Raw genomic sequence first — 13539 nt, forward strand, 5'->3', positions numbered from 1 at the left:
TTAATGCATATCGATTAACGGCTGTTACTGCCGACACGGAGGGCGTGGATTAAACTCGCGCTCGCGCACTGGTAGCTGGATAACCTTGCCACAACCAGGAGGCGCTTGCTCACCGGTGGCCTCGTTAACGAAAGCCCAACGAATACCTTTGGGGCGAGTATCGGCGATAGATTGAGGGTTGAGCTGACGCAGATAACGAATATAGAGTTCCAATGCCCCCACCGAACCGGTTAATCCGGTACTTTGGTTGTCATCTCGGCCCACCCAAGCCACAGTGACGGTACTTTGGTCAAACCCAGCGTACCAGCTATCACGTAAGTTGTTACTGGTGCCTGTTTTGCCAGCCAATTGAATCGTTGGGAAGTGTTTATTTAAACGCTTACCCGTGCCATCTTTAGTCACCCGTTTCATACCATATTTGGTCATGTACATCGCATCTTTAGCAAAACGTTGCTGCGGGGAAAACTGATGGCGATACAGCACCCGGCCACTGTTATCAGTCAATGCCGAAATACTGCTTAGCTGGCCATAAGCGCCATCATTCGCCAATGTGGTGTACATTTGCGCCACTTCAAAGCTCGATAGCTCCAATGCACCCAACAGCAGCGATGGATATTGATTGATACGCGACTGCACACCCAACCCCTGTAAAGTATTGGCAACCTTGTCGACACCCACGTCTAACCCCAAATTGACCGCTGGAATATTAATACTTTGGCTAAAGGCACGGTATAAAGGCAACATCCCTCGGTGTTGATGGTCGAAGTTGTCAGGTTGCCAAACCTCACCCTGCTCGTCAGTCACCTCCAGTGGTCTGTCATCCAACAAAGTCCCTAAGTTATATTGTGGTAACTGCAAGGCTGTTAAATACACCGCAGGTTTCACCAAAGAGCCGATATTCCGCTTAGTATCCAGTACCCGGTTAAAACCGGAATAACGGACATCGCGTCCAGCAACCAAAGCAGATACGCCCCCTACTTCACGATTAACTGACAGCATCGCCGCTTCCAGCTGCTGTGTTTTCGGACGTCGTTCTAAATAGGGGAGCGACTTTTCAATTGACGCTTCCATCGCTTCTTGCTTTTGTAAATCAAGGTACGTAAATACCCGCACTCCAGCATCCAATGTGGCTTTATTGGGAAGTAACTCTTTGAGCTCACGATTAACCAGCTCTAAATAGCCTGGGTAGGTTTTATTGATATCACGACGCATCGCGACGATATCCAGAGGCCGTTTTAGGGCCCGACGATATTCGTTGGTTGTTAGCAAACCATTTTCGGCCATTAACCGCAGTACTAGGTCGCGTCGTTCCATGGCGCGCTCTTCATAGCGTCGCGGATTATAGTACGACGGCCCCTTCACCAAGGCGACCAGTAACGCAATTTGGTCAAACTCCAGCTCATCAACGGGCTTGGAAAAGTAAAACTCCGATGCCAACCCCATACCATGCACGCCTTTAGTGTATGACTGACCTAGGTAAACCTCATTAAGGTAGGCCTCGAGTATGGCATCTTTGGAATAGCGGTAATCCAAGATCAGCGCGATCAACGCCTCGTTGATCTTGCGAACTAAAGTGCGCTCTCGCGATAAATAAAAGTTCTTCGCAAGCTGCTGTGTTAACGTACTGCCGCCTTGTACCGTGCGCCCAGCTCGAATATTGGCATACAAAGCGCGCATAATTGACCAAAGCGAGACACCGTGATGCTGATAAAAGTCCTGATCCTCCACCACCAGCAAGGTCTCTTTTAATAATGGTGGGAACTTATCTAGGGGCAAAAATTCTCGGTCTTGGGTTTTGTCATTGCCGATACGAGCAATTTGCACCGGCTCCAGTCGCGCACGCTCTAAGCGCTGGCCAATATTATTTTGTACGCTAGCTAAGCGGTCACCTTTGAAACGCAGCTCAATAATATGTGCTTGCTCTGCACCATCGGCAAACTCAAAAGCACGACGATAAATGCGTAATCGAGTTCGACTTTGTTCGTATTGCCCTGTATGAGCAAGCTTAGTCACTTGCGTGTAGTTTAGGCGTTGCAGCTCCCACTCTACCTCCTCAAGAGATAGGTATTGCCCAGGATAAAAGTTCATTGCCCGCGCGTACACCTGCGCAGGTAACTGCCACTTATTGCCCTCAAACTGCCTGGTTACCTTGGCATCAAGATAAATCATGTACAAAGCCACACTAATGAATGTGACTAAAGCCAGCTTCCAGGCAATGGAAAATAACCGTTTCATAACCCGCTTAAAGGTTGATGATGGCTGCTTAGAGGCTGCTTTTTTGGAATTGGACTTCTTTTTGCTGGGAGATTTTTTCGACGCCATGTATGTGCAAATGCTAGCTAGGGTGAAATTGTTGGGAAGCTTAGCACACTCGTGATTGAAATTAACCGCCCACGAGCATGCCAAGCAGGGTGCGAGTGAACTCTAGCGTGGTAAAACTTAACTGTGACTGACTTATGCAGCAGCAAATAAGCATAAAAAACGCCAGCATAGGGGCTGGCGTTCTATGGGAACGGGTGAGCTTAACTGGAACGTACAGACACGAACTCTGGATAAGCATCAATACCGCAATCATGTTGGTCCATACCGTTGAGCTCTTCTTCCTCGCCGACACGGATGCCGATGGTTTTCTTCAAAATCGCCCAAACAATAAATGACGCTACGAACATGAAGCCAAAGATACACAATAAACCAATTAACTGCGTAGCATAGCTGGCGTCAGCATTAGACAAGGGCACTAACATTAAGCCAATAGCACCGCACACCCCATGCACCGAGATAGCACCCACTGGGTCATCAATACGCGCCTTATCCAAAGCGACAATGCTAAAGACAACGGCAATGCCCCCTATCGCGCCAAGCAAAATAGCCAACAAGGGTGAAGGTGACGCCGGCTCGGCGGTGATCACCACTAGTCCAGCAAGAGCACCATTTAATACCATCGTTAAATCGGCTTTACCCCAATAAGTTTTACACACAAGTAAGGAAGCCACGGCACCGGCTGCTGCGGCAGCATTGGTGTTGAGCATGATTTTACCCACTGCGGTGGCATTCTCAGCATCGCTAATAAATAACTGGGAACCGCCATTGAAACCAAACCAGCCCATCCACAAAATAAAGGTGCCCAGTGTTGCCAGTGGCAAGTTAGAACCAGGAATGGGGTAAATTTCACCATTTTTACCGTATTTACCTCGGCGCGCACCGAGCAGTAACACACCGGCCAACGCTGCTGATGCACCCGCGCCGTGCACAATGCCTGAGCCGGCAAAATCAATAAAGCCCATTTCCGATAAAAAGCCTCCACCCCATGTCCAGTAGCCTTCAAGTGGGTATAGCACGCCAGTGAGAGCAACACAGAAGATTAAGAACGCCCACAGCTTCATACGCTCTGCGACAGCGCCAGAGACAATCGACATGGCGGTGGCAACAAAGACAACTTGGAAGAAAAAGTCAGACTCTAGCGCATGATCGGCATCACTGGCTTGGGTGCCTATCAAGGCTCCAAAGCTAGGTATAAAGCCGCCCTCAGCGTTATCCACGTACATGATGTTATACCCAATCAGCAAGTACATGGTGCAAGCGATAGCATACAAAGCGATGTTTTTCGTTAAAATCTCGGTGGTGTTTTTAGAGCGCACGAGCCCTGCTTCGAGCATAGCAAAGCCTGCTGCCATCCACATCACCAGCACCCCGGAGATTAAAAAGTAAAAGGTATTGAGTGAAAACTGTAATTCTACAACCGTATTTTCCATGATGGCTCCCCTTAAATCGCTTCTTCGTCGAGCTCACCCGTACGGATGCGCACAATTTGGTCAAGGTCATAAACGAAAATCTTACCGTCGCCAATTTTGCCAGTGGAGGCCACCTGGGTGATGAGTTCAACCACTCTGTCGACGTTGTCGCTTAAGGTTGCGATTTCGATTTTAATTTTGGGAATAAAGTCCACCTGGTATTCGGCTCCGCGATAGAGTTCGGTGTGTCCGCGTTGCCGGCCAAAGCCTTTAACATCAACCACAGTCATCCCCTCTATACCCAGCTCCGCCAAGGCTTCGCGTACTTCATCAAGTTTGAACGGCTTGATGATGGCGCTGATCATTTTCATACGGCCCCCTTAGGCAATATTCATTATTATTGTCTAAGGACCAATCCAACCTTTATGCCAGTTTAAATTCCCTTTATTTAACAGCGCATTAACTTATCAGAGCATAAAAAAACGCACCATTGTGGTGCGTTTATCAGTCGCTCTGGCCAAAGTTGTGCGTTAACTCATCACAGCGATGATGTTATTCACACACCAGCTGACATTTACCTTGCGCCTTGGCGCGATAAAGGGCTTTATCAGCAGCACTTAAGCAGGCATCAAAGTCATGATGATTCATCGCTGCTAAGCCAATGCTAACACTCAGTGTATGCGTGCTATCGGCTAGTTCAATTGGCTCATCGCGCAGCGAGTCGTTTACATTTTCCAGCTGCTGCTGCAATTGTGCACTGTCGTGACAATGTGCCAACACGGCGAACTCTTCGCCACCAAACCGCGCAACAATGTGCTCATCAAGGTGCTGCTGTAGTCGCTGGGCAAGCTGTCGAAGCGCGCTGTCTCCGGCTTGATGACCATACTGATCGTTGATCTGTTTGAAGTTATCGGCGTCGATTAGCGCCACCGTGACAGCGTGTTTATCTTTTGCAAATAAGCGCCGACCATGCTCTTGTAAATAGCGACGATTAAACATGCCGGTGAGGTAATCACGCTCTGCCGTGGCTTTAATTTGTTCGATTAAATGCAGCTGCTCTACCGTTTGCAGCACGCGACAATGAAATTCTTCATTCATGAACGGCTTGGTCAAAAAGTCATTGGCGCCGTATTTGATAAACTTAGCCGATAAACCATTGTTGCCCGCGCCGGAAATACCAATGATGGCCAAATCATCACGGCCTCGGTGGTTACGCACCGCTCGTACTAATTCGAAGCCGTCCATTTTCGGCATAGCATAATCACATAGCAGCAGCTTGATACTGGTGTCTTCACGCAATATCGCCAGCGCTTGTTCACCGTCTTCAGCCTCAATAACATGATAAAGCTGACGCTGTAGTAACTGCTTAAGTACTTGTCGACTCAATTGCGAATCATCAGCCACCAGCACTGGTAGACCTTTATTACGCAGTAGCTGCGTTAATAGACGCACGGCATAAAGGTAGGAGTCACGGTTATCTTTAATAACATAATCAACCACGCCGAGTTCCAGCATCTGTTGGCGCTGAGACTCGTCCATACTCGAGGTTAAAATGACTGAAGCGACATTATGTTCAATCGTAAGGCGTGCAGCATCGCCACTGGCACAGTCTGGCAAGGTCATGTCAACCAACGCCAAATCATATGTGTGCTGCTCAAGTAGCTCTTGGGCTTGCTCATAATTCCAAGCAAAATCAACGTGCTTAATAAATTCACGGGCAAATTTTTGCGTTAGCAAATGGCGCAATACTTGCTGCACAACTTTACTATCTTCAACAATCAATACTCGGGCCATCGCCAACTCCAAGGTGAATATCTTTCATTAAGCGGACCAAATTTAACCACACTTTGGCATTAAAGGACATCTTTGACTTTATAAACTTGTGTCGCTAGGGTGAGTTCCACCAATAGATGACCTGCGTTTTTATTATGTCTACTATCATGCTATCCGGCGCAACCGGATTACTCGGCCGTGCGCTTTATCAGCGTCTTGCGCCGCATCACCAAGTGATTGGGTTAGGTTTTTCCCGTGCTCAGCCACCACTTGTTAAAGTCGACCTGACCGATGCCGAGGCATTGTCCGCGCTTTTTTCAAAGCATCGCCCCGAGGTGTTTATTCATGCAGCCGCTGAGCGCAACCCAGACCAATTTGATACCGACCCGCAACGCAGCATACAACTGAACTGCGAGGTTACCGAACATATCGCCCAGTTATGCACCGAGTACCAATGCCGACTCATCTTTATTAGTACTGATTACGTATTTGATGGCCAGCACCCGCCCTATGAAGAAGGCGCTGCCGTCAACCCACTGAACCTCTATGGTGAATCCAAAGCGCGCAGTGAAACACTATTACAAGCAAACTACCCCGACGCAGCCATCGTTCGTATCCCGGTACTTTACGGTGAAGTTTCTCATTTAAAAGAATCGGCTGTGACCACCATTGCGGCACAACTAAAAGCCGGACAACGACAGTTTGATGATGAGGCGCAGCGCTTGCCAACGGATGTTAACGATATTGCTGATGTGCTCAGTAATGCGCTGCACATGATGAACAACGACCTAAGCGGTATATTCCATATCAGTGCCAGCGAAAAGCTCACTAAGCTGACAATGGCCCAAGCCATAGCACCGCTATTACATATTGACCCCAACAGTCTCAGTGCTGCCAGTGTGGATAGCAACGCTGCACCACGGCCCAAGGATTGTCAATTGCGTGATACTCGACTGGCGCCGATGGGGCTGACCATTGATAGTGATTTTAGTGCTCGTATCGCCACAGTGATTGCTCCCCACTTGTCGCATTAACTTGTACTTGTCACTTTGAACTCCTTTAATGGAGAAAACTACAGGAACTAAGGGTGAATCATGTTCGCAACACAATTAAAGGCATTGAGCCTAACTCTTGCAGTGGCACTTTCGCCACTGGCTGTTGCCGAGGTCGATCAGCACGACGCCTCGCAGCACAGCCGCCAAATTGATATCGATAGTAAAGTTATTACCGAGCACAAAGCGCGCATCAATGGCGATCGCTTATCGTACACCGCCGAGACGGGCACACAGCCGGTGTGGGACGACCAAGGCCATGCTGTGGCCACACTGCACTACACATACTATAAGCGTGATGGTGTTGATGATGACACCCAGCGTCCGCTGCTTATTTCATTCAATGGTGGGCCTGGCTCGGCATCGGTTTGGATGCACCTAGCTTATACCGGTCCCAAGGTATTAAAAATTGATGACGAGGGTTACCCAGTCCAACCCTACGGTGTTAAAGAAAACCCCTACTCGGTGCTAGATGTAGCGGATATTGTCTATGTGAACCCAGTCAATACCGGGTACTCTCGCGTACTGCCGGACGCTGATGGCAAAATGCCTAGCCGCGACAAGCAAAAGGACATGTTCTTTGGCGTTAACGCCGATATTCAATATTTAGCTGAGTGGCTCAATACCTTTGTACACCGTCATAATCGCTGGCGCTCGCCTAAATTCCTAATTGGTGAAAGCTATGGCACCACCCGGGTGTCCGGTTTGGCGTTAGAATTACAAAACAGCCAATGGATGTACCTCAACGGTGTGGTGCTGGTGTCGCCCACTGAGATCGGTATCAAACGTGAAGGCCCGGTGGAAGCCGCTAATCGCCTGCCCTACTTCGCTGCCACAGCGTGGTATCATAAGGCGCTAGATGAGCAGTACCAAAACATGGACCTCGAGCCGTTTTTAAGCGAAGTAGAAACTTTCACTGTCAATGAGCTGATCCCAGCATTGGCCAAAGGGGGCTTTATCTCTGACGATGAAAAACGTCGCATCGTTGCACAAATGGCCCGCTATGCAGGCGTCTCTGAAACCTATATTGAACGCAACAACCTCGATGTGCCCACCATGTCTTTTTGGAAAGAGCTATTGCGTGAGCGCGGGCAAACAGTAGGACGTTTGGACTCGCGTTATTTAGGTATTGATAAGCGTGATACTGGCGAGCGTCCAGATTACTGGGCGGAACTGACTTCTTGGTTGCACTCGTTCACACCGGCTATCAACTACTACCTTAGTGAAGAGCTAAATTACAAAACCGATGTGAAATACAACATGTTTGGCTCGGTGCACCCTTGGGATCGTAGCAATAACAACACTGGTGAAAACCTACGCTTGGCGATGGCACAAAACCCCTACCTCAATGTGCTAATCCAATCAGGCTACTACGATGGTGCGACCAACTATTTTGATGCCAAGTACACGATGTGGCAGCTAGACCCAAGCGGTAAAATGAAAGAGCGCTTGAGCTTTAAAGGTTACCGCAGTGGCCATATGATGTATTTACGCCGAGCTGATTTAGAAAGCTCAAACAATGATTTGCGCGAGTTTATTTTGAACGCTCTGCCAGAACAAGGAGCAGCGGCTAAATACTAAGCCGGGTACTTACTGTATCTATTAAAGCCCACCCAATGGTGGGCTTTTTCTTTTTAAAAAAAAGGATTTATACTCACAACTACACAATCGTTGTAGCTGTATCAGCACAGCAGGATATCTATGAGTGAACAATATAGGTTAGTATTCGCCAGCCTCGATGAGGGCCTTGAGCAAACCGAAGTCGCACATGCGTTGCAGCAGAAACTGAAACTGTCACCCAAGCAGGCGCAAGCTTTTTTCACTGGGCGTAGTATCTTTGCTCCCAGTGATAAAGCCAAAGCATTAAAACAAGCTAAGGTGTTGGCTTCGTTAGGCATTCGTACACGACTGCAAAGCATGCAAAGTACGGCCAATGAGACCGCGAATACGGCATCGGCCGCGGCTAGAGACGAGCAAATTTTGGCGGCGCTTGATTATATTACCAGTAGCCTTATTCGCCTTGAGGAACGTCTTGATGATATGGATAACCGCCTCAATGATCAGCTGCAGCAAAATTCTAGCAATGAAGTGAATGATGATTTTGCCGTTGATCTCAGCCTCGACGAGGAGCTCGAGCTGGCGCCTCAGCCAAGTCGCAAACGTTGGCCTTTATTTACCTTAATCGCGCTGATTGTGCTTCTGCTTGGTGTGCTCGCGTTGGCTTTCATCTACCCCGAATTACTGACTTTTTAAGCTATGAGTGCGAATCAGTTTAATCAGCAACGTATTGACATCCGCAAGAAGATGCGGGAAATGAGAAAAAGCTTATCTACTTCTGAACAAAAACGTGCCGCCGACGACCTCATTATTAGTTTTCTTCAAGTAGCAAAAATTACTCAAGGGACCCAAGTAGGCGGGTACTTGGCGAACGATGGGGAACCCAGCCTATCTCCCATTTTTGAAGACTTATGGGCTAAAAAAGCAGTACCAAACCTGCCCATTATTCACCCCTTTTCGAGGACTCATTTACTCTTCCAGAGGTATGAAGAAAATTCACCCATGAGCACAAACCGCTATGGTATCTTGGAACCCAAGTTGAATTGCAGTCATGTGTGTCCGGTTGCGCAGTTAGATTATATTCTCACGCCACTGGTTGCATTTGATAGCCAAGGCAATCGGTTGGGTATGGGTGGCGGATATTATGACCGCACATTAGCACAAATCCCCGCCGATCGAAGTCAGCGCCCTCTGCTCATAGGTATTGCCCATCAATGCCAAGAAGTGGCGCAACTACCGGTCGCGAGTTGGGATGTGCCACTTGATTATATTGTGACACCGAAGACAATTTATCGCCCCGGTGCACAGTGATACACTAACCGAAACCCTTTGCTATTAACTCTTTAATGAGCACACCATGACTCAAGATGAAATGAAAAAAACGGCTGCTTGGGCAGCGCTAGACTATGTAAAAAGCGACACGATTGTTGGTGTTGGCACCGGTTCTACTGTGAATCACTTTATTGATGCACTGGCGTCGATAAAAGACACGATTCGTGGCGCCGTTTCCAGCTCTGAAGCCTCGACACAACGGTTAAAAGCGTTGGGAATAGAGGTATTTGAGCTCAATGACGTCAGTAGCCTCGATATTTATGTTGATGGCGCCGATGAGATCAACGCCAACAATGAAATGATCAAAGGCGGCGGTGCGGCATTGACTCGTGAGAAAATTGTCGCGGCAGTGGCCAAGCGCTTTGTGTGTATCGTTGATGAGAGCAAAATCGTCGATACCTTGGGTGAGTTCCCACTGCCAGTGGAAGTGATCCCGATGGCGCGCAGCTATGTCGCCCGTGAAATTGTTAAACTCGGGGGCGACCCAGTTTATCGCCAAGGTGTCACCACCGATAACGGCAATGTCATTTTGGACGTGCATAATTTACATATTGTTGATGCCAAGTCGCTTGAGCAGACATTAAACCAAGTCGTCGGTGTTGTAACCAACGGCCTATTTGCCCATCGTGGTGCCGATGCTGTTGTCGTTGGTACTGCGCAGGGGCCTACTACACGTTAGAGGAATGAGGAACATGAGTAAGGTATCGTTAGCAAAAGACAAAATTAAAATTCTCTTGCTAGAGGGCGTACACCAAAGTGCGGTGGAAACGCTAAAACGCAACGGTTACAGCAATATCGATTACGTTAAAACCTCGCTACCTGAAAGTGAACTTATAGAGCGCATTGGCGACGTGCACTTCGTTGGCTTGCGCTCACGTACACAACTCACAGAAAAAGTCTTAGATGCAGCGCAAAAGCTGGTCGCTGTCGGTTGCTTCTGTATTGGTACTAACCAAGTTGACCTCGACGCCGCGAAGCGCCGGGGGATTGCGGTCTTCAACGCGCCATTTTCCAATACTCGCTCGGTCGCGGAATTGGTGCTGGGTGAGATTTTATTGTTGCTGCGCGGTATTCCTAAACGCAATGCGATGGCTCACCGAGGCCAGTGGCTGAAATCAGCAGAAGGGTCTTTCGAGGCTCGAGGCAAAACATTGGGTATCATAGGCTATGGCCACATCGGTACTCAGTTGGGCATTATGGCTGAGAACATTGGCATGCAAGTGCGTTATTACGATATCGAAGATAAGTTATCCTTAGGTAATGCCCAGCAAGTAGAAAATCTCACTAAACTACTGCAGCAATCGGATGTAGTCAGTTTACACGTGCCGGAAACCCCGCAAACAAAGAACCTCATCGGCACCGCTGAGTTGGCGGTCATGAAAAAAGGCAGCATCTTGATTAACGCCTCACGCGGCACCGTTGTCGATATTGACGCCCTTGCCGAAGCACTCGAAGAGCGCAGCTTATCCGGCGCGGCCATCGATGTGTTCCCTGTTGAACCGAAATCAAACGATGAAGAATTTGTCTCGCCACTGCGCCAATTCGACAACGTTATTTTAACCCCCCATGTTGGCGGCTCCACGCAAGAGGCGCAAGAAAGTATTGGTGTGGAAGTGGCCGGTAAGCTCGCTAAATATTCCGACAACGGCTCAACAATGACAGCCGTCAATTTCCCTGAAGTCGCCCTGCCAGAACTGGCGAATCGCAGTCGCCTGTTGCACATTCACCAAAACCGCCCTGGTGTGTTGACACAAATTAACCAAGCGTTTGCACAGCATGGCATTAATATAGCCGCGCAGTACCTGCAAACCGATGACAACATAGGTTATGTCGTTATTGATGTGGATAGCGACCACTCCGAAGTGGCATTGAAAGAACTCAGTGCCGTGGACGGCACCATACGTGCGCGAATTTTGCACTAAATGGTTTGTATAGGTAGACTAAAAAGCACAGCTTTGGCTGTGCTTTTTTTATCAACAATAACCAATAGGGATCACCTTATGGACTCTAACAATAATAACAAAGACAAAGCGAAAGAACGTCGCGGCCATATCACCCTCATTGCCTTTTTAGTGGCGGTGGGTATTTTTGCCTTGGGTATTAAAGTAGGCGAGCTTCTAGCGTAATACCCAGATTCTTGCCAATCTAAGCGGCTGTTGGTTTAGGTATCAAAGTCGCTACTGGCATGGCGCTCTTTGAGTTGCTCGCTCGGCTCACCCCATACGCGATTAACTCGTTGGCCCCGCTTTACTGCAGGCCGAGCGTCAATTCTCTTGGCCCACGCCAACACGTGCTTATACTCGTGTACACTGAGAAACTCACCGGCATCGTATAACCGCCCTAACACCAAGGCCCCGTACCAAGGCCAAATAGCAATATCGGCAATAGAGTATTGCTCACCGGCCATATACTCGTTTTGCGCCAAGTGCTTATCTAACACATCCAACTGGCGCTTAGTTTCCATGGTAAAGCGATTGATGGGATATTCCATCGGCTCTGGCGCATAAGCATAAAAGTGACCAAAACCGCCACCTAGATAAGGTGCGCTGCCCATCTGCCAAAATAACCAATTCATACACTGCGCCTTTGCATAAGGCTCTGAAGGGATAAGCGTGGCAAATTTCTGTGCTAAATAAAGCAGTATTGCTCCCGATTCAAAAACCGGTGTGGCAGGGGTGCTTGAGGTGTCTAGTAACGCCGGGATTTTTGAGTTCGGGTTAATGGCAACAAAGTCAGAACCAAACTGGTCGCCTTCGCTAATATCGATTAAAAAAGCATCGTATTCGGCGTCTTTAATTCCCTGCTCCAGCAACTCTTCAAACATAATCGTGGCCTTTTGGCCATTAGGAGTGGCCATAGAGTACAGCTGAAAGGGATGCTGCCCGCTTGGCAGATGCTGCTCGAACGTGGCCCCTGCTGTGGGTTTATTTAGGCTTGCCCATTTGCCGCCACTTTCGCTATCGAACTGCCAAACTTTTGGTGGAGTGTAGGTCGATTTACTCATTGTCGCTCCTGATGATGTAAAAACGTTTTGAGTATAGACCTGAGGGTGGATAATATAATTACAAGAGCAAAAAAGGCACCTTCAGGTGCCTTTTTGAATTTTACCGCCCACATCCGTGCGCGCTATGGGTCGTCATTATTTACCTACAGCATGCAAGCTAAAGTAGTTAGCCAACTCTTCCGGCTTACCCATTAGTGTCATCATTTGCTGATTAATCTCTGCCACCGAGGTATTTTCGGGAACCTGCATAGAGACTTCAAACTGCTCCGTGCCCTCGATAAAATTCAGTGCCGCTTCTCGCAATACCACCGGCGCCGGTGACATGCTCAATTGTTGCTGGGCATTTTGTTGGAATTGCTCATAGGTCATGCCTTGCTCGCCAATTAGGCGCTCAAGAAGCGCCTTGAGCTTACCGTTGTTGGCTAATTTAAAGCTCACTTTCTTTGGCACCAACTCGGTCACAGCACTCATCATCTGGCTTTGCAGCGCCAGCTGTTGCTGTAAGTTCCCCTGCTCTTGTTGTGATTGCTGTTGCATCTCATTAAGTTGCTGCGACACTGCCATTAACGCCTGTGAATTGGTCATGGCAAAGCTAAACTCAACATCGGCCAATTTACCTGCATTGAGCTTGGTAAAAATATCCGCATCACCACTTTTTTCATCATAAGTGAACTCACTCAAGACATTGATATTCTCGCCTTTAAGCTCATCCATGCCTTGCACTGCGGCGCCTGAGAAAGTTAAGTCTTTGATTTCGACACGAGCATATTCAGAAACCTTATTCGGCTCATAGCCGGTCATTTCAACACGCTCAATCTGAGCAATTTGCTCGCCGAGGTGGTCATTGACAGAAATGTCGGCCAACGCCAACGCATTGTCCAATACATTGGCAGAAATCTCGTCGTAGCGGATATCAAGGCCTGTTTGCGTTTGAATTTGCATTAGCTGCTGATCAATGCCCTTGCGCGCTTCTTTCGACACATAATAATTGGCATAGCTATAACCGCCAATGGCGATGGCACCCACGGCACCGACAATGAGTAGTTTTTTCATGTTGACTTCCTTGGGAGTGTCCAGCTCCCTCCTAGTT

The 13539-nt window shown here is 48.3% G+C and carries 13 protein-coding genes; 7 read left to right on the top strand and 6 right to left on the bottom strand.

Features of this window, described 5'->3' with window-relative positions; all coding sequences use genetic code 11:
- Window positions 1-24: 24 nt before the first annotated feature.
- The 4 genes from mrcB to MHM95_RS07860 all read right to left on the bottom strand — a co-directional run bounded on the left by mrcB (window position 25) and on the right by MHM95_RS07860 (window position 5525).
- Window positions 25-2235 carry a penicillin-binding protein 1B gene (mrcB, locus tag MHM95_RS07845; protein ID WP_239384977.1) on the bottom strand — a complete coding sequence of 737 codons (2211 nt, stop codon included), beginning with the start codon at window positions 2233-2235 and terminating at the stop codon, window positions 25-27.
- A 287-nt stretch (window positions 2236-2522) separates the two neighbouring features.
- Entirely contained in the window at window positions 2523-3752 is a 1230-nt protein-coding gene (locus MHM95_RS07850) for an ammonium transporter (protein WP_022944589.1), read from the bottom strand.
- Between the two features lie 11 nt (window positions 3753-3763).
- Window positions 3764-4102 (bottom strand): P-II family nitrogen regulator, encoded by a 339-nt coding sequence (locus MHM95_RS07855; RefSeq protein WP_022944590.1) that lies wholly within the window; start codon window positions 4100-4102, stop codon window positions 3764-3766.
- A 181-nt stretch (window positions 4103-4283) separates the two neighbouring features.
- The gene (locus MHM95_RS07860) at window positions 4284-5525 is read right to left on the bottom strand and encodes a response regulator (RefSeq protein WP_045980492.1); all 1242 of its coding nucleotides are present in this window, start codon (window positions 5523-5525) and stop codon (window positions 4284-4286) included.
- Between the two features lie 134 nt (window positions 5526-5659).
- Here MHM95_RS07860 and MHM95_RS07865 point away from each other — a divergent pair, with 134 nt between their 5' ends.
- From MHM95_RS07865 to MHM95_RS18805, 7 genes are all read left to right on the top strand, one after another.
- On the top strand, window positions 5660-6538 hold the full coding sequence (locus MHM95_RS07865; RefSeq protein ID WP_239384978.1) for an SDR family oxidoreductase: 879 nt from the start codon (window positions 5660-5662) through the stop codon (window positions 6536-6538).
- Window positions 6539-6598: 60 nt separating this feature from the next.
- Entirely contained in the window at window positions 6599-8137 is a 1539-nt protein-coding gene (locus MHM95_RS07870) for a carboxypeptidase (protein WP_138588445.1), read from the top strand.
- A gap of 120 nt (window positions 8138-8257) precedes the next feature.
- Complete coding sequence (locus MHM95_RS07875) at window positions 8258-8809, top strand: hypothetical protein (RefSeq protein ID WP_130148455.1); 552 nt, start codon at window positions 8258-8260, stop codon at window positions 8807-8809.
- A 3-nt stretch (window positions 8810-8812) separates the two neighbouring features.
- A complete protein-coding gene (locus tag MHM95_RS07880; protein WP_239384979.1) occupies window positions 8813-9424 on the top strand; it encodes a 5-formyltetrahydrofolate cyclo-ligase in 612 nt (203 codons plus the stop codon).
- Window positions 9425-9470: 46 nt separating this feature from the next.
- A complete protein-coding gene (gene rpiA / locus MHM95_RS07885) occupies window positions 9471-10124 on the top strand; it encodes a ribose-5-phosphate isomerase RpiA (protein WP_239384980.1) in 654 nt (217 codons plus the stop codon).
- Window positions 10125-10137: 13 nt separating this feature from the next.
- Window positions 10138-11367 carry a phosphoglycerate dehydrogenase gene (serA, locus tag MHM95_RS07890; RefSeq protein WP_239384981.1) on the top strand — a complete coding sequence of 410 codons (1230 nt, stop codon included), beginning with the start codon at window positions 10138-10140 and terminating at the stop codon, window positions 11365-11367.
- Between the two features lie 78 nt (window positions 11368-11445).
- The gene (locus MHM95_RS18805) at window positions 11446-11571 is read left to right on the top strand and encodes a hypothetical protein (protein WP_022944597.1); all 126 of its coding nucleotides are present in this window, start codon (window positions 11446-11448) and stop codon (window positions 11569-11571) included.
- Window positions 11572-11606: 35 nt separating this feature from the next.
- Here MHM95_RS18805 and yghU read toward each other — a convergent pair whose 3' ends face one another.
- Both yghU and MHM95_RS07900 read right to left on the bottom strand, forming a co-directional pair.
- Window positions 11607-12449: a glutathione-dependent disulfide-bond oxidoreductase gene (yghU, locus tag MHM95_RS07895; protein WP_239384982.1), complete on the bottom strand. Its 843-nt coding sequence runs from the start codon at window positions 12447-12449 to the stop codon at window positions 11607-11609.
- A gap of 135 nt (window positions 12450-12584) precedes the next feature.
- Window positions 12585-13502 (bottom strand): hypothetical protein, encoded by a 918-nt coding sequence (locus tag MHM95_RS07900; protein WP_152440366.1) that lies wholly within the window; start codon window positions 13500-13502, stop codon window positions 12585-12587.
- Window positions 13503-13539: the final 37 nt, after the last annotated feature.

This window comes from Pseudoalteromonas sp. CnMc7-15 (assembly GCF_022347925.1).
GTDB lineage: Bacteria > Pseudomonadota > Gammaproteobacteria > Enterobacterales > Alteromonadaceae > Pseudoalteromonas > Pseudoalteromonas ruthenica.

What these genes read in the sequence shown, in the direction of transcription:
- MHM95_RS07880 (WP_239384979.1), top strand. Translation starts at nt 8,813, where the DNA reads ATGAGTGCGAATCAGTTTAATCAGCAACGTATTGACATCCGCAAGAAG.
- serA (WP_239384981.1), top strand. Translation starts at nt 10,138, where the DNA reads ATGAGTAAGGTATCGTTAGCAAAAGACAAAATTAAAATTCTCTTGCTA.
- MHM95_RS07870 (WP_138588445.1), top strand. Translation starts at nt 6,599, where the DNA reads ATGTTCGCAACACAATTAAAGGCATTGAGCCTAACTCTTGCAGTGGCA.
- yghU (WP_239384982.1), bottom strand. Translation starts at nt 12,449, where the DNA reads ATGAGTAAATCGACCTACACTCCACCAAAAGTTTGGCAGTTCGATAGC.
- MHM95_RS07875 (WP_130148455.1), top strand. Translation starts at nt 8,258, where the DNA reads ATGAGTGAACAATATAGGTTAGTATTCGCCAGCCTCGATGAGGGCCTT.
- MHM95_RS07860 (WP_045980492.1), bottom strand. Translation starts at nt 5,525, where the DNA reads ATGGCCCGAGTATTGATTGTTGAAGATAGTAAAGTTGTGCAGCAAGTA.
- MHM95_RS07900 (WP_152440366.1), bottom strand. Translation starts at nt 13,502, where the DNA reads ATGAAAAAACTACTCATTGTCGGTGCCGTGGGTGCCATCGCCATTGGC.
- MHM95_RS07865 (WP_239384978.1), top strand. Translation starts at nt 5,660, where the DNA reads ATGTCTACTATCATGCTATCCGGCGCAACCGGATTACTCGGCCGTGCG.
- MHM95_RS07855 (WP_022944590.1), bottom strand. Translation starts at nt 4,102, where the DNA reads ATGAAAATGATCAGCGCCATCATCAAGCCGTTCAAACTTGATGAAGTA.
- MHM95_RS18805 (WP_022944597.1), top strand. Translation starts at nt 11,446, where the DNA reads ATGGACTCTAACAATAATAACAAAGACAAAGCGAAAGAACGTCGCGGC.
- MHM95_RS07850 (WP_022944589.1), bottom strand. Translation starts at nt 3,752, where the DNA reads ATGGAAAATACGGTTGTAGAATTACAGTTTTCACTCAATACCTTTTAC.
- rpiA (WP_239384980.1), top strand. Translation starts at nt 9,471, where the DNA reads ATGACTCAAGATGAAATGAAAAAAACGGCTGCTTGGGCAGCGCTAGAC.
- mrcB (WP_239384977.1), bottom strand. Translation starts at nt 2,235, where the DNA reads ATGAAACGGTTATTTTCCATTGCCTGGAAGCTGGCTTTAGTCACATTC.